Here is an 18,478-nt window from a genome sequence, read left to right on the forward strand (position 1 = left end):
TCATCATCCCGCCATCGCATCATCGCTGCTGTGTCCTCTTGACGCTATGGCGCCATTCGCTGACGGTCAGCCATACCGCCGAGACCAGGAAGTAGAGCGCGCCGACAGCAGCATAGCCCGCGACATTCGCGATCGATGGAGACATCGGCGTCGTGGCCTGAAAGATGAAGAAGCCGCCTGCGAGCGCCGACTGGGCCCCGCTGAGCACCATGGCCCATTGCGCGCCAAAACTCCTCCAGCGGCGGATGGCCGTCCCGAGCTGGAGCAGTCCTGACAGGATCGCCCAGGCCCCGAACACTCCGAGCACCCGGTTCATGCTCATCTGCAAGGCAACAAGCACCGCGACAGTGGTCGCCAGGCTGACCACGACGTTCAGAGCCTGCGTGCGGTTTTGAGCGAGCCCGCCGCTGCGCAACGCGTCGACCAAGTTGGCCGCGGCGTCCCATGCCGGGTAGAGCACGAGCAAGGCTCCCGCGATCACCGGAGATGACGGCCCGACGGCAAACGAAGCTCCGACCCAGGCGACCGAGAACGCCGCCCGGATGAAGTAGTAGAACTTCAGCCATCGCTCGCGATCGGCACGAACGAGATCCAATTGATGATACGCCATTCCACCCTCCTTTACCTACTAGTTGGTAGTCTTCGCCGATAGCAAGGCGCCTCGCCCGGCTTGGCTGCCGGGTGTCGTGGTCGTCTCGCCGATGTCTCTCAATGTCTGGTGGACAGCCGATCCAGCAGCGGGGTGGTGATCACACCGAACATTTTTGGATCGCCATAGGCGCGCGCCGACAGCATCGCGCCGTGAATGGTCGCCATGAAGCCTTCAGCCTCGACCTTGGCTGTGCCGGAGAGTTTGAACCGCCCCTTCCGCTTGCCGCGCTCCATCACCGATGTCAGCCACGAAGCCAGCGAACGGAAGTGCGCACGGACTTCGAGCGCGACTCCCTCCGGCAAGATCGGAAGCTCGCTGGCAAGCAGCGCGCACACGCAGAACGGCGCCGTCGCATCATTGATGCACGCTTCCCAATACGCGACATAGTTTTTGAGCTGATCGCGCGGATCAGGGACATTGCGCTCGAGCGCCGACAGTCCCGCCTCGGCTTCGGCGCGGTAGCGCGACACGAGGGTGCGGACCAGATCGACCTTGCTGGCGAAATGGTGGTGGATGCTCGGCTTGCGGATGCCGACAACATCGGCCACGTCGGCGTAGCTGAAGCCGTTATAGCCGCCCGCGATGATCAAGGTGCGCGCGCAGGCGAGGATGTCGTCGGCAGTCGAGGAAACATTGGTCATGGCCGATTAGCTACCTTCCAGTTGGTAGGGCGTCAAGAACGGGATGCTTCAACCATCCGTGAGTGGTAGGAGCCTGCATGACCATTCGCCCGATCGTCCGCTATCCCGACCGCCGCCTCGCGATGCCGGCTCGCCCCGTCACTGCATTCGACGCCGCCTTGCGCGAGCTTGCAGCGGATTTGCTTGAGACCATGCGCGCCGCGCCCGGCATCGGCATCACGGCGCCGCATATCGGCGTGCCCTTGCGCGTCGTCGTGCTCGAGCTCGACGCCAGGGAGGGCGCGCGCACCTACGTCAATCCGGAGATCGAATGGGCCTCACCCGAGATGATCCTGCATCGCGAAGGCAGCGTCTCGATGCCCGGGGTCAACGACGAGGTCCAGCGCCACGCCCGCGTGCGGATCAGCTATTGGGATCTCGACGGCAACATGCAGAGCGAGGAGTCGGAAGCCTTGCGCGCCGTCTGCCACCAGCACGAGATCGACCAGCTCGACGGGACGTTCTGGATTCAGCGGCTGTCGCGGCTGAAAAGGGAGCGGCTGGTGAAACGGTATGAGAAGATGTCGCGGGGCTGAAGGTGACTGTTCGCTCCTCTCGCCATTTTTGTTCGTAGTTTATCAAGCCCTCTTCCCGCTCCGTTTGGTCATGGGAGCGTTACGACGCTCGCGTTTGCCGCGCGCGATCTCGGTCGCCAGCGCGTCCAGCTTCGGCTCCCAAAAATTTCTGAATTGATCGATCCATGCATCCACCGCCCGCAGGCCCGCGACATCGACCGAATAGAGTCGTCTCTGCGCCTCCGCCCGAACCGTTGCAAAGCCGCTCTCGCGCAGCACCTTGAGGTGCTGCGACACAGCCGCCTGCGTGATCCCGAACTCGGCCCCGATCACTTCGACGACCTCGCCGGACGCCATTTCCCGAGGCGCGAGCAGCTCGAGGATGCGACGGCGCACGGGATCAGCGAGGACCTCGAAGATTTGCATCAGCTTCCTGTGCCCGGATGGGCGATGTCAGGCGGCATCTCACCGCGATAAAAAGCGATGGTGCGGTCAGAGCGCTGCTTCGCCGAAGCCGCATCGACCCCGCTCGCGACGTGCGCCGCGCGCCAATACTCGCCGCTACTCGTCATGAATTCCTTGCCCGCGGGAGAGCCCATCCATGCCTCGGCCGTTTCGTGGTCGACCGATGCCCCGGTCGCAACATATCGCTCGAGTCCCGCAATGGCGAGATCCCAGCCGATCCCCACGGCCCCCGGACCGAACTGATTCCAATGATCCTCGATCATCGCAGTGTGCTCGAGCGTCAAGCGCGCCTGACTTCGTTCTGCTTTCAGTATGACATCGATCCAGCTCATGGCGCCGCCGAATTCCCACGTCGCAGCAAAATGGGTCGGCGGCGTGCATGCCGTGATGGTACCGCCTGCATTCCCCTTGAGCTGGTACTTTCCACCGAGCCGGAGGTCTCCCTCGACCGGCAAGAACCACCGCGGAATGCGCTGCTGGCTGGTCACTGCGTCCCAGAGATCGTCGACGCTCGTCTCGTAAAGCCGGGTCAATGTCACTGCACTGGCCGCTCTCCCGTCCTTCTCGAAATTCTTTACCGAACGCGTCACAAGCCCCAATACCCTGGCAACGTCGATTTCCATGGCGCTCCTCCTTGTCGTTTCATGCAAGAATGAATACCGGTCGAAGCTAATATAAGTCAATTCTTATATTCAGGAGAGATGCTGCTCAAATATTTCGCCGGCGGCTTCCCGAGCGCCTTCTTGAACATCGTGATGAAGGCCGCGACCGACTCGTAGCCGAGGTCGGCCGAAACCTGCTGCACGCTGGCGCCGGAGGTGAGTTCTCGCAAGGCGACGATCAGGTGCAGTTGCTGACGCCAGCGCCCGAAGCTCAATCCCGTCTCCCTGACGACGAGACGCGCGAGGCTGCTCTCGCTCAGCGCAACGCGATGGGCCCATTCGGCCAGGGTCCTGCGGTCGGAAGGGTCTTTTGCCAGCGCTGCAGCAATCTTCTTCAAGCGCGGCTCGGGCGAGAGCGGCAGATGGAGCTGCTGAACCGGCATGCGAGGGAGTTCGCGCAGAAGGACGCTCGCCAGGAGGTCCACCCTCGCCTCGTCATCCGCAATCTGATCGGACAGCTCGACGATCAATTCACGCAGCAGCGGGGAGATCGAGAGCGTGCAGCACCGATCCGGCAAATCCACGACGTCGGGCTCGATATAGACGAAGAACAGCCGGGCATTTTCTGTCGCGAGGTTGCTGTGCTGCATGCCCCCGGGCACCCAAACTGCGCAATGCGGCGGCACCATCCACAGGCCATTGGGAACGCGGCAGGTGACGCCGCCTCCCAACGCAAAAACAAGTTGCCCTTTGCGGTGCCTGTGATCGGGCACCTCCGCCTTGGTCCCGATCACGTCAACGCGCACGGCGATGACAGGTGCGGAGCGATCGTCCACATCGAGATTCGTCCACGGAAAGCGAAGGGACTGCCGCATGCTTGCCTGTTTTTAGCAATTGATTGGCAGAATACCTAAATCGAGCAGACAAGAAAGTCGATAGGCTGTCGCCTGAACCTGCCTGGCTGCGGCCAGGTGCGCACACGCGAGCAAGAGATACGACCATGCATGCCTTCACGATCGAGACAGCCGCCGGGCTGGAACGTGTGGTCAGCACACAAGGCGGCTCCGTGCGTGGCGGCTCGCGCGATGCCAGCGGCGTGCTGGCGTTCAAAGGCATTCCCTACGCAGCACCGCCGGTCGGACCTTTGCGTTGGTGCGCACCGCAGCCGCCCTCACCATGGGACGGCGTGCGCGATGCGTTGGCGTTCGGCGCGGGGTGTCTATCGGCGCTCGAAAACGACCAGCGGCCGGGACCGCGCGACGAGGATTGCCTCTATCTCAATGTCTGGACCGCGGCGAAGCACGCGGACGAGAAGCGGCCCGTGATGGTGTGGATTCACGGCGGCGGCTTTCAGTTCGGCTCCTCGGCCAATCCCGCGACCGACGGCGGCGCGTTGGCCGCCAAGGGTGTCGTCGTGGTCAGCTTCAATTATCGCCTCGGCATCTTCGGCTTCTACGCCCATCCCGATCTCGACACGGAGGCACCCTCAGGCAATTACGGCCTGCAGGACCAGTTGATGGCGCTGCGCTGGGTCAAGGCCAACATCGCCGGCTTTGGCGGTGACCCCGATAACGTCACCCTGTTCGGCGAATCCGCCGGCGCCATGGCCGTCGGCATTTTGATGGCCTCGCCGCTCGCGCATGGACTGTTTCACAAGGCTATTGGACAGAGCGGCGCGTTCTGGGATGGCAAGCACGGCCCACTCCAGGGCTTTGAAGAAGCTCGCGCGCGTGGCCTCGCTTTCGCCCGGCAACAGGGCAACGGGTCCATCGCGGCCTTGCGCAGCATGCCGGCCGACCGGTTGAATGCAGCCGCGCCGTGGAGTTTCAGGACCAGCCCCGTCGTGACCGCGTTCTCGCCGAGTATCGATCATCACGTCGTGCCTGATGTGCCCGCGCGGCGATTCCTGCGCGGCGAACAGATGCACATCCCCTTGCTGGCGGGCTGGAATGCCGCCGAGGAAGTCCCTTTCGCCCCGCAGTCCCTCCCCGATCAATCGGCGAAAGCCTTTGTCGCCGCGGCTGCGGAGATGTTCGGCAAGGAACGCATCGCCGATTTCCTGAAGGTCTATCCCGCCGCGACCGACGTGGAGGCCAAAGCGTCCGCGGCGGCGCTTAACGGCGACACTGTGGTCGGCGAGCAATGCTGGCAGTGGCTGCGGCTGCATCGGCGCGAGGGACGTGCGCCCGTTTACGGTTATCACTTCAGCTACACCTCGCGTTACACGCCGATCGCCTCGCATGTCACGGACATTCCGTTCGTGTTCGGCAGCCTGACGCCGCAACAGGTGATCGGCAGCACGACGCCACCGGCCGAAGAAGACCGCGCCCTGGCGCAGACGATGATGAGCTATTGGGTGAATTTCGCCGCACACGGCGATCCCAACGGATCCGGCCTGCCGCCCTGGCCCGCCTATGACGAGAACGATGTCGTGCAGATCCTGGGCACAAAGATCAAAGCCCACCGCAATCCGCAAGCCGCTCGCTTCCGCTTCCTCGACAGTTTCAGGCAGGACGGCATATTGCCGATGCGCTGGCGGGAGGTGCCGTAAGCGGCCTCACCCGCCCGCCATCAACTCTTTCGCCAGCGCCATGTAGGCCGGCAGCGTCACGGGATCGTTGGCGGCGTTGCCCGCGGCCGGATGCGAGGCGTAGCGCGCGATCACCATCTCGGCTTTGGGATCGACGTAGATGCCCTGGCCGTGAACGCCGCGCGCCATGTAGGCGCCGTGGGCGTTGTGCGTGACCCACCATTGATTGCGATAGGACGCACCGGGCAGCGTGGTGTAGCCGGCCGGCTTGAATTTTTCGGGATCGCCGCCGCGCGCGATGTCCTCGACGACAGATGATGGCACGATCTGGCGGCCGTTGAAGCGGCCGTGATTGCGGATGGTCTCGCCGAAGCGGGCGAGATCGCGCAAGCAGGTCGACAGGCCGCCGCCGCCGCTTTCGGTGCCGATACGATCGACGTGGTAATGCGCGTCCTCCTCCGCGCCCATCGGCGTCCATATCCGCTCGGAGAGAAGATCGGACAACGTCATGCCGCTGGCGCGCCTGATGATCCAGGCCAGCACGTCGGAATTGACGGTCTTGTAGGCAAAGGCCTTGCCGTGCTCGCCCTGCTTTTTCTGCGCGACGAGGAAATCGAAAATATTGGTCGCGCCGTCATAGCCCGGCGGAATCGGCGCCATGCCGTTCGCCCGCCGCAGCCCCCACACCGCGGAATTCCTGTCGGTGTAAACTTCGGTGTATGCGAGCCCCGTGGTCATATCCATGGCCTCCCGCACGCGCGCATCGCCGAATGCGCTGGCCCTCAGCTCCGGCACATACTCCGTAACAGGCGCCTGCGGATCGATTTTGCCCTCGGCGACCAGAATGCCGGCGAGCGTGCCGGTGAACGATTTCGTCACCGACATCGCGATATGCGGCTTGTGCGGCTTCAACGCGCCAAAGTAGCGCTCGTAGATCAGCTTGCCCCGATGCATCACGGCGATGCCGTCGGCATAGGTCTCCTCCAGCATTTTTGCGAAGGTCATGGGACGTCCATCCATCGTGATCGAGGCGACCGCACTGATGTCATGGTCTTCGCGCGGAAGCACCGACGCGGGCCCCGCCCCGCGCCAGACGTTCACGGTCGGCACCAGCTGGCGGATGTTGCTCCACGCCCAGCGCAGCTCGGGGAAGCTGCGGAACGAGCCGTTCTGGAAGCTGACGGTGCGGTCCGGTGCCGGCGGGAAGCCTTTCATCCAGCCGAGGGTTTCGGGGTCGGTTTCGGTGGCGGTTGCGGGTGCGGGTGACTGGCTGGGGTCGGCGGCGGTGGACATGAAGGCAGGCTCCAGAGGGGACGTCGCGGTCGTAGCACGGGAGCGCGCAACAGAGACCCGGCGTTTGTGCAAGGCGACCTGCACGATGAGGCGGCGCTATTTCAGCGGCAGAAAAAGCTCCGCGACCGTCTCATGCTCCGGCACCTCCGGGAAGAAGCTCAGCCGCTGGCAATAGATCGGGAAGTCGCGCGCTTCCTCGCCGCTGGCCGGGAGCCACTCGCGATAAAGAAAGAGCGCGGCCGGTTCCAGATTGTCGGTGTACCCGACAACGCGCAGCACGGCGCAGCGTCCGCCGGGAATCTCGCCGGCTTTGATCTCTTCGCCGTTCGCTTCGATGGGCTGGCCGGTCCCGACACAAAGGTCCATGCGATATTCGGCGGGCGGCACAGGACGCCGCTCGGAATGCCAGACATTGAAGGTCGGACTTGTCCTGGGGTGAAGGCCGGCGGCCCTGCGCCACGCGATGAACCGCTGGATGGTGGCGGGAAGCGTTGCCGGGTCGCCCCGATGCTCCATGATCGCCACCGGTGTCGGGGACACATCGCGTATCGTTACGTCGTCAGTGGTAAAAATTGTCTGCATGAGCTTGCTCCTGGCGTTGTCGAGAGGCACGAAGGCCGCAAGCCACGGCTCCCAGTCGGGAGACTTCCGGAACGATGACGGCGATTGCCCGAACCGTTGCCGAAAGGCGCGGGCGAAGGCGTCGGGTGCATCGTAACCTGCATCCATCGCGATCTCAGTGACATCAAGGGCGTCCATGTAGGCCAGCTGATGCGAAGCGCGCTTCATACGGGCCAGATGGATATAGCGATGCACTGACAACCCGAAAGTCGCCGTGAACTGCCGGTGGAAATGAAATTTTGAGAAGGCCGCAACATCGCTCACCGTTTCCAGGTCCAGATCATCGTCGAGATGCCGGTCAATATGATCCAGCACCCGCCGCATCCGGGCCTGATAGTTTTGCAGCGGCGCCTTCATCATCCCTCCTCCGTGGCGGCTCAATCTAGACGCTGACGGCCATGGTTTGCCCGACCGATCTTGCGGTTTGGCACGGATTCCGTCAGGAGGGCGGCAACTCGACAATGTGATCGAGCACAGGCACGCCGAGCGGCCGGAAGTGCCTGACACGACCGCACCTATTGCTTGAAACAATGCTCGCGATGCCAATTAAGAAAATGGGGGTGAGGCCGATCGGATATCCGATGCGGCGCAAGGGCGCGACCGGTCTTGTTGATGATCGACCGCACTCCGTCGGGATCATTTGTTTGGCGCGAGATCAATATCTCCAAATCGTCTGCCAAACTGATCAGACCGCGATCGAACATCCAATGCGCGGTACCGGAAAATGATGTCCGGACCACTCGCCTCAACCGGTCGTATGTGAGCCGCGGCGACTTCTGCGCGCCCCATCCCGTTGATGAGCTTTAGCCCAGTAATCGCGCAACGCTCATCATAGGCCCGCAACACGATCCGACGAAAAACTCGATCGCGTAAGACTCTCGACACTGTGAGGCTAACGCGGTCTCTCTGCTGGTCGAACCTAAACGGCGTCTGCCTCTCCTCAACCTGAAGCAGTCGAACGTCCTCATCCACCCGGGGCAACAAGGGCGCGCCCTCCGCCAAACCGAGTTCGCATATTCTATTGAAATCGTCCGGAGAGATTGGGCGGACTGCCGACTGCGCACGTCCTGAAATTCGGCCCTGCTCATTCAGGACGCCGCGCTCTACGGGACCAGTCGGCCCGTTGAAAGGGACTGGATTGGCAAAATCGAGATAACTTCCGGGCTCGATCAGAGCGAGATACATCCCCGAGGCACCAGGGTCGGGAATCACCTGCTGAACCCGAGCAATCGCAAAGTAGCCGCGCGTCTCCGAGACCTTGCTTGGTTCGTAATAGATGATCCAATCGCCGATGCAGGCTTCAACGCGGCGGAGATATTGACTGGGAAACTGATATTGTTCAGCCGGGCTGTCATCGTAGATCGAGTCCGATCGATGGATGAATACCCCAAATCCCATGATTATGCGACGACGCCTCTCCAGGAAGTAACTGCCTAATCCAGTGATGCCGAACCTGGAGAGGAAACTCCCTACTCCCACTCGATTATTTTGAGCGATCATAATGCTTTGATTTAACAGACAAAAGTCTTTCCCTGTACGACGAAGAACCGACTGCCCGATCCGTCAGAAATTTGCACTGTTGAATTCAAAGGAGAATTTCGGCGATCTGGAATCTGCTCGGTTTCAGCGACTATCGCCGACGATCGGTCGATTTTTTTGAAAGCCCGACGAATGTAAGCAGAAACGCCTCGCTGAAAAAAGACCGTCACCGTCCATGCGACCGGGGATTTTTGGTCCAATCGCGCCGATCTGGCGCGTCGGATCGGCGAGCGCCGTGAAGGGTCAGTCCAAACCCCACATCCGTAGTGTTTCCCTTGCAGGAAACCCACATGGCGGCACTGGCGTTCACACAATGGCCGACCTGTGCAGCGCCTACGCGCGCCCATCGTGTGGGCCAGTCTCTGATGGAACCCTAAGTCCCGCTTCTGCAAGAGGAGCTCATATGCAAGAGTTCGAGCGTATCAAAGTCTTGTTCGTTGCCGGGTTTGGGCCAATCGTCCGCGATAGAGTCGCGGGCGGAAAATTATACGGCGAGACCCTCAATATCTCATTCAAGAAGGAGCAGGGTGGTTACCTGCATACTGAGGCTCTGAAAGGAGTTCGGACCTTCGCCTTGTGGCCGCTCGATCAGGTGGCACAGTCCTGCTTTGGCAAAGATTCCTGGCCAGACAATACACCTGTTCCCCAAGCATGGCTCGAATTTGATGTCGAAGACGTTGAAGGCGCAACTGCGGAACTGGAATCGCAAGGCTATCGACTGCTCATCAAGAACAAGAAGGAGCCATGGGGTCAGACTGTCACACGGTTCCTTTCGCCGGAAGGAATTCTGGTTGGACTAACAATCACTCCATCGATGCGGGACTCATGAGTGCCTCGGTGAATGTTTGGTGTCCCGCTCATTTCGACACTATCGAAGACGATCTGTTAAACTGAATTCCTAGTCCTATCCGCTACTATCCAAACGCCGCCTTTTCTACGCCCCTTTACTCCCACTCAATCGTCCCAGGCGGCTTGCTCGTCACATCATACACCACCCGGTTCACGCCCTTCACCTCGTTGATGATGCGCGTGGCGGTCTCGCCGAGGAACTTCATGTCGAACTGGTAGAAGTCCGCGGTCATGCCGTCGGTTGAGGTGACGGCGCGCAGGCCCACGACGAAGTCGTAGGTACGGCCGTCGCCCATGACGCCTACCGTCTTCACGGGCAGCAGCACGGCGAAAGCCTGCCAGATGTCGTCGTATAGGCCTGCTTTCCGGATCTGATCGATGTAGACGGCGTCGGCCTGGCGCAGGATGTCGAGTTTTTCGCGCGTGATGTCGCCGGGGCAACGGATGGCAAGGCCGGGGCCCGGGAACGGATGGCGGCCGACGAAGATTTCGGGCAGGCCGAGCTCGCGCCCGAGCTTGCGGACCTCGTCCTTGAACAGCTCGCGCAGGGGCTCGACCAGCTTCATGTTCATGCGCGCAGGGAGGCCGCCGACATTGTGGTGCGACTTGATCGTCACCGAGGGGCCGCCGGTGAAGGAGACGCTCTCGATCACGTCAGGATAGAGCGTGCCTTGGGCGAGGAAATCGGCGCCGCCGATCTTCTTGGCCTCCTGCTCGAACACCTCGATGAAAAGGCGGCCGATGGTCTTGCGCTTGGTCTCGGGGTCGGTGACGCCTTCGAGCTCGCCCAAAAACTGTTTCGAGGCATCCACGTGCACGAGCGGGATGTTGTAATGGTGGCGGAACAGGTCAACCACGGTCTTGGCTTCATCGAGGCGGAGCATGCCGTGATCGACGAACACGCAGGTGAGCTGGTCGCCGATGGCTTCGTGGATCAGCACGGCGGCCACGGCGGAATCGACGCCGCCGGAGAGGCCGCAGATCACCTTGCCCTTGCCGACCTGGCTGCGGATCTTAGCAATCTCCTCCTCGCGAAAGGCGCGCATGGTCCAGTCGCCGGAGAGGCCTGCGATCTTGCGGACGAAATTGCGGATCAGTTTTGCGCCGTCGGGCGTGTGCACCACTTCCGGGTGGAACATCAGGCCGTAATATTTGCGTGTCTCGTCCTGGATGATCGCGAAGGGCGCGTTCGGCGAGGTGCCGGCGACGGAGAAGCCCGGCGGCATCTGCGTGATGCGGTCGCCATGGCTCATCCAGACCTGGTTCTTGCCGCCTGACGACCAGACGTCCTCGAACAGCTTGCTCGCGGCTTTGACCTCGACATCGGCGCGGCCGAATTCGCGGTGATGACCGCCCTCGACGGTGCCGCCGAGCTGGGCTGCCATGGTCATCTGGCCGTAGCAGATGCCGAGCACGGGCACGCCCGAATCGAAGATTGCTTGGGGCGCGCGGGGCGAGCCCGCCTCATGCACCGACTCAGGGCCGCCGGAGAGAATCACCGCCTTCGGCTTCATCTCCTTGAAGGCTTGTTCGGCCTTGTTGAACGGGACGATCTCGCAATAGACGCCGTCCTCGCGCACGCGGCGCGCAATCAGCTGCGTCACCTGGCTGCCGAAGTCGACGATGAGAATCTTGTCGTGCGCCGAGGCCACTGAGAGCGTCGACGCGGAGCGGTCGTTCTGTGCTGCTGTCATGGCAAGCAGATACGCGACGGAGGCTTTTCCCGCAACCGCGCGGGCCGCGCGCCCACATTCTTCTTTGGGTATGCACAAATGGATATAGGTAAGTATTATTGACCTAATACGCCCCGTCACTCACCAGGGGCCGATCAGGGAGGACGCCATGCCACCGCATCATCAGCCGTCGAATCTCGCCGCGCTCGGCCGCACCTGGGTCGAGGCCTGGAATACTGGCGATCTCGAACGCGTGCTCACGCTCTACGACGACGAGGCCGTGATGACCTCGGACCGCATCCCCGCGATGGGGTTCGAGCCGGATGGCACCGTGCGCGGCAAGGACGCTTTGCGCGCCTATTGGGGCAAGGCGCTCGGGCTGTTGCCGAACCTGCATTTCTCGCTGATCGAATTGTTCGTCAGCCCTGACAGCGTGGTGGTGTTCTACGAGAACGAGCGGGGCAAGCGGATCTGCGAGTATCTGCGGGTGAACGCGGCGGGGCTGATCGTGCAGGGCTCGGCTAATCATTTGGCGCCCTAAGCCTATCCTCGTCATTGCAATGACGGAGATTGTGGCGAACGCATACGCTAACAACACCGCCGCCGGCACCACGACCAGGACCCCCACCATGAAACTCCCGACGTCCCCCTTCACCGTCACCGACTGGAGCAAGGTCATCCCGACCATCCATCCCGGCGAGACCGGGCAGGCCCAGTGGCGCACGCTCAACATCGGCGATCTCCGGGTGCGGATGGTCGAGTATTCACCGGGTTATCTCGCCGACCATTGGTGCGATCGCGGCCACGTGCTCTACGTGCTGCAAGGCGAGCTCGACAGCGAGCTGCGCGACGGCCGCACGTTCAAGCTCACGGCGGGGATGAGCTACCAGGTCTCGGATTTCGGCGACGCCGCGCATCGGTCCTCCACAGCGACCGGGGCAACGCTTTTCATCGTCGATTGAGGCCTCCCGGGTGGTTAATTTGCACCGCAAAATAGCAAATTGGCGCGACATCCCGAACCACGGGTGATGCCTTGAAGTGGCCCCAAAATCTCGCTATATTGTGATCATCGATACTTGGCCGAACGACTGGGCCGCTTCGCTTCGTTGCTGACGGGCGCGCACGCTTCAGATGAATTCTCCAACATCGACTGATGAGGACTATGGACGCAATGTCGCGTTCCGGTCTGCGTGTTAACTTCTCAAGCAAAGGAAATTCCCCATGGCTATGGGCACCGTGAAGTGGTTCAACAATCAAAAGGGTTTTGGTTTCATCCAGCCGGATGACGGCGACAAGGACGTGTTCGTGCACATCAGCGCCGTCGAGCGCGCCGGCCTCTCGACCCTCAACGAGGGCCAGAAGGTCTCGTTCGACATCGTCGCCGATCGTCGCAGCGGCAAGTCCTCCGCTGACAATCTCCGCGTCGGCTAATCGCCAGCGCAACAGCGCTCTGACCACGGACGTACCGGTTAGAAGCGTTGAGACAACAGACCCCGCGAACCGGTAACGGTTCGCGGGTTTTTTTGTTTGGGTGGTTTTAGCCGGTCTTCTTCAGCACCGAAACGAAGAACCCGTCCGTGCCCGTCCGCCGCGGCGTCATCAGCCATCCCTCCGGCGACTGCAGCGCGGCCTGCGCAAACTCCTCCGACTTGTCCCAGAGCACACTCGCGGTCTGCTCGGGTGGCACCACCGCGAATTCGGGATGGCGGCCGGTGAACGCCCTCACCTGCTCGCCGTTCTCCTCGGGCAGCACCGAGCAGGTGATGTAGGCGATGCGGCCGCCGGCCTTGACCAGCGGAACCGCGCGATCGAGCACCGCGGTCTGGTCCCTCAGGCGAATCTCCAGTGCCCCCGGGCGCATGCGCCATTTGGCGTCGGGGTTGCGGCGCCAGGTTCCGGTTCCCGTGCACGGCGCGTCGATCACGACAAGGTCGGCGGTGGCGCTGATGTCGGCCAGCGGATCGGTCTCGCCCTTGGGCGTGCGCACATCGGCATTGTGGACGCCGGCGCGCGACAGGCGTTCGTGAATGGGTACGAGCTGCCGCTTGTCGCTGTCGGTTGCGATCAGCCGGCCCTTGCCCTGCATCATCGCGGCGAGCGCCAGCGTCTTGCCGCCGGCGCCGGCGCAGAGATCAATCACCTGCTCGCCGGGTTTTGCCGCAGTCAAAGCGGCCGCAAGCTGCGATCCCTCATCCTGCACTTCAATTGCGCCCTTGATGAAATCCTCTTCCGCCTGGACGCCCGGGTTGCGTGCATCGGCCGAAAGCGCGATGCGCAGGCCGGTTGCGGACCAATGCGTCGGTTTCGCATGAAGATGAGCAAGCGCCCCCAGCACCTTGTCGCGATTGGATTTTAGCGTGTTGACGCGCAGGTCGAGCGGCGCCCGGCTCGCCATCGCGGCGGCCTCCGCCACGCGGTCCTCGCCGAATGCCTTCGCAAAGTACGGCTCCAGCCATTCCGGATAGTCGCCGGCGATCGCGGCCGGGGCGTCCTTCAGCGAGCGCACGGCGAGCGCGGCCTGCTCGGCGTCGGTCAGCGGCGCGGGGGCAAAGCGGCTGCCGTCGAACAGCGCGGCCATGGTGGCCGCGGCCATGTTGCGCTCGAGGCGGAGCATTCCGATCAGCCGCGCCCGCGCGGTGTCGGAATCCATCAGGAACGCACTCGATGCATAGCGGCGCAGCACGTCCCAGACGAGGCCGGCGATCGCGGCGCGGTCGCCGGAGCCGGCGAAGCGGTGCGCGGTGCCCCACTCCTTCAGTGCCTTGGCCGCGGGAACGCGGTCCTTCTCGATAGTGTCGATCAGTTCGATGGCTGCGGACAGCCGGGCAGCGGGAGTCATTTCAAATCTTTCAGTGAATCCTGCAGATCAGGATTGGCGATTAGCGCCTAGATCAGCAACAGCATTTTCAGCGCGAAGTAGATCCACATCGCCAGCAGCACGAGCACGCCGGCGAGCCAGATCGTGGAGCGCGGGCCGAGCTGGTTCGAGGAGACGAATACGCCGGCATGGACGAACCGCGTCGCCACGAACACCCAGGACATCAGCACGATGAAGAGATCGGCATGGCGCAAGGGAAGCGCCAGCGCGATCAGGACATAGAGCAGCACCGGCAGCTCGAACTGGTTGCGGTAGCAATTGGCGAATTGTGTGGCGCCCTGCGGCCAGTTGGGCTCGCCCAGGGCAATGTCGCGGCTCTTGGTCTCGCCGGAGACGAGCGCGCGCCGGCGCCCCAGCGCCATGGCGATCAGGAGCGCGAAGGTGAGACCGATCTGCACGAAGACCGGCAGCAAAACCATTTGAATGGACATCGGAATTTTCCCGGGATCTTCCCATCCGGCGGAAGGCACAGCTAGCGTCCATTAGCCGTCACCGCTGTTCCTGACAATCAACGAGTTGAACCGGCGTTCCCGATGAGGCGACCAACTGTCGATAGGCCTCAATTCACTGGTGATGAACTCAGGGCTCGCCTTCGAGCCGAGCAGTTCGAGATGTTTGCGCATATCGACCTGCGCCGGATCGCCAGCGGTCACGTGCACCAGCGGCGCGACTTCACCTGGCGCCACACCCACCACGTCTGGGCGCCTCAGCCGGCTTCAGGGATCAACGACGCGCGCCAGGACCGGATCGCGATCAAGAAGGTCGGGCTCGTGGAGTACCGCTTCCAGCCCGACAGCTTTGAGGTCCGCCATGTCAGGGCGGCCGGCCAGGTCGACGTCTACATCGAGGAGCTGTTCGCCCAGATGGGCGGCGAGCACTAGCTCGCCGGCCGGTGTTCAAGCGACGCTTTTGAGATCCTGCTGGATCGCGGCAAGCAAGGATTGCAGAGCCTCGCTGTTCACCGGCTTGGTCCCGGTATCGGCACGCTGAACATTGGCAGGCCGCGCGGCTTTGACCGGACGCTTGGGGAATGGCGGCAAAGGCGTGGGCATCGCGGGTTGCGTGAACGCGCGCTCATCGTCGCCGTGAACGAATTTGCCATGGATGACGTCGTCTCGACGGCCCATGAGGAACATGGTCGCCCAATAGCCGGCGGCCAAAAGGATTACGCAGAAAACAACAATCTCTAACATCATCGCACCTGAAATATGCGCAATGATTCAATGCCTTCGCGGGCCCGTCAATGAACCGACGGTCACACTTGCGGCTTTTGCGGGCAGGTGTGGCCGATCGGTCACTCTTTATTAACCAATCTCCGGCCCTCGGGGGGCCGGAGCGGCGGATCAAGCCTTGTCCGGCCCGACCCGCACCAGCTGCTTGCCGAAATTGGCGCCCTTCAGGAGCCCCATGAAGGCTCCGGGCGCGCTTTCCAGGCCCTCAGTGACGAACTCCTTGTACTTGACCTTGCCGTCCCGGACCCAGCCGGACATGTCGCGCAGGAAGTCACCATGGCGGGAGGCGAAGTCGGAGACGATGAAGCCGCGGAACGTCAGCCGCTTGGTCAGGGTCGCGCGCATCATGCTGGCCGCCCATTTCGGCGGCTTGGCCTCGGTGTCGTTGTAGTGCGCGATCAGGCCGCAGACCGGCACGCGCGCGAACGGGTTGAGCAGCGGGAACACCGCCTCGAACACGACGCCGCCGACATTCTCGAAATAGACGTCGATGCCCTTCGGACAGGCGTCTTTCAGCTTCGCCGCCAGATTAGGATCGCGGTGATCGAGGCAGGCATCGAAGCCGAGCTCCTTCACCACGTAGTCGCATTTGTCCTTGCCGCCGGCGATTCCAACCGCGCGTGCGCCCTTGACCTTCGCGATCTGGCCTACCGCCGAGCCGACCGCGCCGGAGGCGCCGGCGACGACGACGGTCTCGCCTTCCTGCGGCTTGCCGATATCGAGCAGGCCCGTGTAGGCGGTCATGCCGGGCATGCCGAGCACGCCAATGGCCGTCGAGATTGGCGCGAGCTTCGGGTCGATCTTGTTCAGCCCCTTGCCGTCGGAGATCGCATGCGTCTGCCAGCCCGCGCGCGACAGCACGATGTCGCCCTTGGCGAAGTTCGGATCGTTGGACGTCGCGACCTCGCAAACCGTACCGGCTTCCATCACGCCGCCGACCGGCACCGGTGTCGCGTAAGACGGACCGTCGCTCATGCGCCCACGCATATAGGGATCGAGCGACAGCCAGATCGTGCGCAGCAGGACTTCGCCCGCGCCTGGCGTCGGGACTGCGAATTCCTCAAGGCGGAAATCGGACGACTTCGGCTCGCCGACGGGACGCGCGGCGAGAACGATGCGTTTTGCTTGGGTCATGATGGCTTCCTCCAGATTATGCTTCGGCGCGAACGGAAGCGGAGGGAGGCAGCTGCGTCAATACAAAAGCAGTAGCGCGCGTGTCGCTGGCCGTGCGCGCCTCTCGTGTCCCGGACGCGCTGCAGCGCCCTTGCGCTGCTGCGCGGAGCCGGGACCCAGAACGCCCCATGCGATCAGGTGGAAAGATGGGCCCCGGCTCTGCAGCGCACCGCTAAAGAAGCGCTGCGCTGCGTCCGGGGCACGAAAGCGAGACGACTAACCGCCGCCCGGATAGTTCGGCGCTTCACGCGTGATGGTCACGTCGTGGACGTGGCTTTCGCGCAGGCCCGCACCGGTGATGCGGACGAAGTTCGCCTTCTGATGCAGCTCCTGCATGTCCTTTGCACCGACATAACCCATCGCGGCGCGCAAGCCCCCGGCGAGCTGGTGCATGACGTTGCCGACCGCGCCCTTGTAGGGCACCTGGCCCTCGATGCCTTCTGGCACGAGCTTCAGCGTGTCCTTGATGTCCTGCTGAAAGTAGCGGTCGGCCGAGCCGCGCGCCATCGCGCCGACCGAGCCCATGCCGCGATAGGCCTTGTAGGAGCGGCCCTGCCACAGGAACACCTCGCCGGGCGTCTCGTCGGTGCCGGCGAGCAGCGAGCCGACCATCGCGATGTCGGCGCCGGCGGCGAGCGCTTTGGCAAGGTCGCCGGAGAACTTGATGCCGCCGTCGGCGATGACGGGGATGTCGGCCTTCTTGGCAGCTTCGACCGCATCCATGATCGCGGTGAGCTGCGGCACGCCGACGCCGGCGACGATGCGCGTGGTGCAGATCGAGCCCGGGCCGATGCCGACCTTGATGCAGTCCGCCCCCGCATCGATCAGCGCCTGTGCGCCCTCGGAGGTCGCGACGTTGCCGGCAACGACCTGCACGGAATTGGACAGTCGCTTGATGCGGTTGACCGCATGCAGCACGTGACGGGAATGGCCGTGCGCGGTGTCGACCACGACGAGATCGACGCCGGCATCGATCAGCCGCTCGGTGCGCTCGAAGCCGCTATCACCGACCGTGGTGGCGGCGGCGACGCGCAGGCGCCCCTGCGCGTCCTTGCAGGCCAGCGGATGCGCGACCGCCTTCTCTATGTCCTTCACGGTGACCAGTCCGACGCAGCGATATTGATCGTCGACGACGAGCAGCTTCTCGATGCGGTGATGGTGCAGCAACCGGCGCGCCTCGTCCTGGCTGACATTCTCGCGCACCGTGACGAGACCTTCATGCGTCATCAGCTCGGAGATTTTTTGCTGGCGGTCGGTGGCAAAGCGGACGTCGCGGTTGGTGAGGATGCCGACCAGCTTGCCCGGCGTGGACTTGCCCGCACCGGTGACGACGGGAATGCCCGAGATGCCGTGATCGCTCATCAGCTTGAGCGCGTCGTCCAGCGTGGCGTCGGGACTGATGGTGAGCGGGTTCACCACCATGCCCGACTCGTAGCGCTTGACCTGCCGCACCTGGGCGGCCTGCCCTTCGGGATCGAAATTGCGGTGGATGACGCCGAGCCCGCCGGCTTGCGCCATGGCGATCGCCATGCGGGCTTCGGTGACCGTGTCCATGGCGGAGGCCATGATCGGGATGTTGAGCGGGATGGCGCGGGTGACGCGGGAGCGGATGTCGACCTCGCCCGGCATGACGTCCGACAGGCCCGGCTTCAACAGCACGTCGTCGAACGTAAAGGCTTCGCGAATGCCCTGAAGTTGCACCGTGGCCATTTGCCAACTCCTTCCTGCGGCCCTGCCGCAAATAGCTATGGATGAGCGCCGCCCTCGGCGTACCTT

20 protein-coding genes and 1 pseudogene are annotated in these 18,478 nt (G+C 63.0%); 7 read left to right on the forward strand and 14 right to left on the reverse strand.

Features of this window, described 5'->3' with window-relative positions:
• Positions 1-19: 19 nt before the first annotated feature.
• Together ABIB06_RS08545 and ABIB06_RS08550 are read right to left on the reverse strand one after the other, a co-directional pair.
• Positions 20-610, reverse strand: coding sequence for a DUF308 domain-containing protein (locus tag ABIB06_RS08545; protein WP_354046843.1), 591 nt, complete (start codon positions 608-610; stop codon positions 20-22).
• 98 nt (positions 611-708) lie between these two features.
• Complete coding sequence (locus ABIB06_RS08550) at positions 709-1,293, reverse strand: TetR/AcrR family transcriptional regulator (protein WP_247346119.1); 585 nt, start codon at positions 1,291-1,293, stop codon at positions 709-711.
• Between the two features lie 77 nt (positions 1,294-1,370).
• Between ABIB06_RS08550 and ABIB06_RS08555 the strand changes: the two genes are divergently transcribed.
• Positions 1,371-1,868 carry a peptide deformylase gene (locus ABIB06_RS08555; protein WP_247346116.1) on the forward strand — a complete coding sequence of 166 codons (498 nt, stop codon included), beginning with the start codon at positions 1,371-1,373 and terminating at the stop codon, positions 1,866-1,868.
• Between the two features lie 42 nt (positions 1,869-1,910).
• Here ABIB06_RS08555 and ABIB06_RS08560 read toward each other — a convergent pair whose 3' ends face one another.
• The 3 genes from ABIB06_RS08560 to ABIB06_RS08570 are packed head-to-tail and all read right to left on the reverse strand — an operon-like array spanning position 1,911 to position 3,789.
• Positions 1,911-2,273, reverse strand: a complete 363-nt coding sequence (locus ABIB06_RS08560; protein WP_247346113.1) for an ArsR/SmtB family transcription factor — start codon at positions 2,271-2,273, stop codon at positions 1,911-1,913.
• Entirely contained in the window at positions 2,273-2,935 is a 663-nt protein-coding gene (locus tag ABIB06_RS08565; protein ID WP_247346109.1) for an SRPBCC family protein, read from the reverse strand. Before ABIB06_RS08565 ends, ABIB06_RS08560 begins: the two co-directional genes overlap by 1 nt.
• A gap of 56 nt (positions 2,936-2,991) precedes the next feature.
• Entirely contained in the window at positions 2,992-3,789 is a 798-nt protein-coding gene (locus tag ABIB06_RS08570; RefSeq protein ID WP_247346106.1) for an AraC family transcriptional regulator, read from the reverse strand.
• 125 nt (positions 3,790-3,914) lie between these two features.
• Between ABIB06_RS08570 and ABIB06_RS08575 the strand changes: the two genes are divergently transcribed.
• Positions 3,915-5,465 (forward strand): carboxylesterase/lipase family protein, encoded by a 1,551-nt coding sequence (locus ABIB06_RS08575; protein WP_354069122.1) that lies wholly within the window; start codon positions 3,915-3,917, stop codon positions 5,463-5,465.
• Positions 5,466-5,471: 6 nt separating this feature from the next.
• Here ABIB06_RS08575 and ABIB06_RS08580 read toward each other — a convergent pair whose 3' ends face one another.
• The 3 genes and pseudogenes from ABIB06_RS08580 to ABIB06_RS08590 form a co-directional block, all read right to left on the reverse strand.
• Positions 5,472-6,737 (reverse strand): serine hydrolase domain-containing protein, encoded by a 1,266-nt coding sequence (locus ABIB06_RS08580; protein WP_354046838.1) that lies wholly within the window; start codon positions 6,735-6,737, stop codon positions 5,472-5,474.
• Positions 6,738-6,833: 96 nt separating this feature from the next.
• Positions 6,834-7,715, reverse strand: a complete 882-nt coding sequence (locus tag ABIB06_RS08585; RefSeq protein ID WP_354046986.1) for an AraC family transcriptional regulator — start codon at positions 7,713-7,715, stop codon at positions 6,834-6,836.
• Positions 7,716-7,873: 158 nt separating this feature from the next.
• A pseudogene (locus ABIB06_RS08590) lies at positions 7,874-8,756 on the reverse strand (HNH endonuclease).
• Positions 8,757-9,300: 544 nt separating this feature from the next.
• Between ABIB06_RS08590 and ABIB06_RS08595 the strand changes: the two are divergent.
• A complete protein-coding gene (locus ABIB06_RS08595; protein WP_354046836.1) occupies positions 9,301-9,726 on the forward strand; it encodes a VOC family protein in 426 nt (141 codons plus the stop codon).
• A 115-nt stretch (positions 9,727-9,841) separates the two neighbouring features.
• Here ABIB06_RS08595 and guaA read toward each other — a convergent pair whose 3' ends face one another.
• The gene (gene guaA, locus ABIB06_RS08600) at positions 9,842-11,440 is read right to left on the reverse strand and encodes a glutamine-hydrolyzing GMP synthase (RefSeq protein ID WP_354046834.1); all 1,599 of its coding nucleotides are present in this window, start codon (positions 11,438-11,440) and stop codon (positions 9,842-9,844) included.
• 148 nt (positions 11,441-11,588) lie between these two features.
• On the opposite strand from guaA, the gene ABIB06_RS08605 reads away from it, so the two are divergent.
• From ABIB06_RS08605 to ABIB06_RS08615, 3 genes are all read left to right on the forward strand, one after another.
• Positions 11,589-11,960 (forward strand): nuclear transport factor 2 family protein, encoded by a 372-nt coding sequence (locus ABIB06_RS08605; RefSeq protein ID WP_354046832.1) that lies wholly within the window; start codon positions 11,589-11,591, stop codon positions 11,958-11,960.
• Positions 11,961-12,048: 88 nt separating this feature from the next.
• On the forward strand, positions 12,049-12,381 hold the full coding sequence (locus ABIB06_RS08610) for a DHCW motif cupin fold protein (protein ID WP_354069120.1): 333 nt from the start codon (positions 12,049-12,051) through the stop codon (positions 12,379-12,381).
• A 259-nt stretch (positions 12,382-12,640) separates the two neighbouring features.
• Entirely contained in the window at positions 12,641-12,850 is a 210-nt protein-coding gene (locus ABIB06_RS08615; RefSeq protein ID WP_007592195.1) for a cold-shock protein, read from the forward strand.
• Positions 12,851-12,956: 106 nt separating this feature from the next.
• Here ABIB06_RS08615 and ABIB06_RS08620 read toward each other — a convergent pair whose 3' ends face one another.
• Both ABIB06_RS08620 and ABIB06_RS08625 read right to left on the reverse strand, forming a co-directional pair.
• On the reverse strand, positions 12,957-14,258 hold the full coding sequence (locus tag ABIB06_RS08620) for an RsmB/NOP family class I SAM-dependent RNA methyltransferase (RefSeq protein WP_354046825.1): 1,302 nt from the start codon (positions 14,256-14,258) through the stop codon (positions 12,957-12,959).
• A 47-nt stretch (positions 14,259-14,305) separates the two neighbouring features.
• A complete protein-coding gene (locus tag ABIB06_RS08625) occupies positions 14,306-14,728 on the reverse strand; it encodes an MAPEG family protein (RefSeq protein ID WP_354046823.1) in 423 nt (140 codons plus the stop codon).
• Between the two features lie 180 nt (positions 14,729-14,908).
• Here ABIB06_RS08625 and ABIB06_RS08630 point away from each other — a divergent pair, with 180 nt between their 5' ends.
• Positions 14,909-15,178 carry a hypothetical protein gene (locus tag ABIB06_RS08630; protein WP_502916550.1) on the forward strand — a complete coding sequence of 90 codons (270 nt, stop codon included), beginning with the start codon at positions 14,909-14,911 and terminating at the stop codon, positions 15,176-15,178.
• Between the two features lie 15 nt (positions 15,179-15,193).
• On the opposite strand, the gene ABIB06_RS08635 is transcribed toward ABIB06_RS08630, so the two are convergent.
• The 3 genes from ABIB06_RS08635 to guaB form a co-directional block, all read right to left on the reverse strand.
• Entirely contained in the window at positions 15,194-15,490 is a 297-nt protein-coding gene (locus ABIB06_RS08635) for a hypothetical protein (protein ID WP_354046821.1), read from the reverse strand.
• Positions 15,491-15,640: 150 nt separating this feature from the next.
• Positions 15,641-16,663 carry an NADPH-dependent curcumin/dihydrocurcumin reductase gene (gene curA / locus ABIB06_RS08640; RefSeq protein WP_354046819.1) on the reverse strand — a complete coding sequence of 341 codons (1,023 nt, stop codon included), beginning with the start codon at positions 16,661-16,663 and terminating at the stop codon, positions 15,641-15,643.
• 255 nt (positions 16,664-16,918) lie between these two features.
• Positions 16,919-18,412 (reverse strand): IMP dehydrogenase, encoded by a 1,494-nt coding sequence (gene guaB / locus ABIB06_RS08645; protein WP_354046817.1) that lies wholly within the window; start codon positions 18,410-18,412, stop codon positions 16,919-16,921.
• Between the last annotated feature and the right edge of the window lie 66 nt (positions 18,413-18,478).

The organism is Bradyrhizobium sp. LB8.2 (assembly GCF_040548035.1).
Classification (GTDB): Bacteria; Pseudomonadota; Alphaproteobacteria; order Rhizobiales; family Xanthobacteraceae; genus Bradyrhizobium.

What these genes read in the sequence shown, in the direction of transcription:
- ABIB06_RS08570 (WP_247346106.1), bottom strand. Translation starts at nt 3,789, where the DNA reads ATGCGGCAGTCCCTTCGCTTTCCGTGGACGAATCTCGATGTGGACGAT.
- ABIB06_RS08545 (WP_354046843.1), bottom strand. Translation starts at nt 610, where the DNA reads ATGGCGTATCATCAATTGGATCTCGTTCGTGCCGATCGCGAGCGATGG.
- ABIB06_RS08595 (WP_354046836.1), top strand. Translation starts at nt 9,301, where the DNA reads ATGCAAGAGTTCGAGCGTATCAAAGTCTTGTTCGTTGCCGGGTTTGGG.
- ABIB06_RS08635 (WP_354046821.1), bottom strand. Translation starts at nt 15,490, where the DNA reads ATGTTAGAGATTGTTGTTTTCTGCGTAATCCTTTTGGCCGCCGGCTAT.
- ABIB06_RS08575 (WP_354069122.1), top strand. Translation starts at nt 3,915, where the DNA reads ATGCATGCCTTCACGATCGAGACAGCCGCCGGGCTGGAACGTGTGGTC.
- ABIB06_RS08620 (WP_354046825.1), bottom strand. Translation starts at nt 14,258, where the DNA reads ATGACTCCCGCTGCCCGGCTGTCCGCAGCCATCGAACTGATCGACACT.
- ABIB06_RS08580 (WP_354046838.1), bottom strand. Translation starts at nt 6,737, where the DNA reads ATGTCCACCGCCGCCGACCCCAGCCAGTCACCCGCACCCGCAACCGCC.
- ABIB06_RS08625 (WP_354046823.1), bottom strand. Translation starts at nt 14,728, where the DNA reads ATGTCCATTCAAATGGTTTTGCTGCCGGTCTTCGTGCAGATCGGTCTC.
- ABIB06_RS08565 (WP_247346109.1), bottom strand. Translation starts at nt 2,935, where the DNA reads ATGGAAATCGACGTTGCCAGGGTATTGGGGCTTGTGACGCGTTCGGTA.
- curA (WP_354046819.1), bottom strand. Translation starts at nt 16,663, where the DNA reads ATGACCCAAGCAAAACGCATCGTTCTCGCCGCGCGTCCCGTCGGCGAG.
- guaB (WP_354046817.1), bottom strand. Translation starts at nt 18,412, where the DNA reads ATGGCCACGGTGCAACTTCAGGGCATTCGCGAAGCCTTTACGTTCGAC.
- guaA (WP_354046834.1), bottom strand. Translation starts at nt 11,440, where the DNA reads ATGACAGCAGCACAGAACGACCGCTCCGCGTCGACGCTCTCAGTGGCC.
- ABIB06_RS08550 (WP_247346119.1), bottom strand. Translation starts at nt 1,293, where the DNA reads ATGACCAATGTTTCCTCGACTGCCGACGACATCCTCGCCTGCGCGCGC.
- ABIB06_RS08605 (WP_354046832.1), top strand. Translation starts at nt 11,589, where the DNA reads ATGCCACCGCATCATCAGCCGTCGAATCTCGCCGCGCTCGGCCGCACC.
- ABIB06_RS08615 (WP_007592195.1), top strand. Translation starts at nt 12,641, where the DNA reads ATGGCTATGGGCACCGTGAAGTGGTTCAACAATCAAAAGGGTTTTGGT.
- ABIB06_RS08560 (WP_247346113.1), bottom strand. Translation starts at nt 2,273, where the DNA reads ATGCAAATCTTCGAGGTCCTCGCTGATCCCGTGCGCCGTCGCATCCTC.
- ABIB06_RS08610 (WP_354069120.1), top strand. Translation starts at nt 12,049, where the DNA reads ATGAAACTCCCGACGTCCCCCTTCACCGTCACCGACTGGAGCAAGGTC.
- ABIB06_RS08585 (WP_354046986.1), bottom strand. Translation starts at nt 7,715, where the DNA reads ATGAAGGCGCCGCTGCAAAACTATCAGGCCCGGATGCGGCGGGTGCTG.
- ABIB06_RS08555 (WP_247346116.1), top strand. Translation starts at nt 1,371, where the DNA reads ATGACCATTCGCCCGATCGTCCGCTATCCCGACCGCCGCCTCGCGATG.
- ABIB06_RS08630 (WP_502916550.1), top strand. Translation starts at nt 14,909, where the DNA reads ATGTTTGCGCATATCGACCTGCGCCGGATCGCCAGCGGTCACGTGCAC.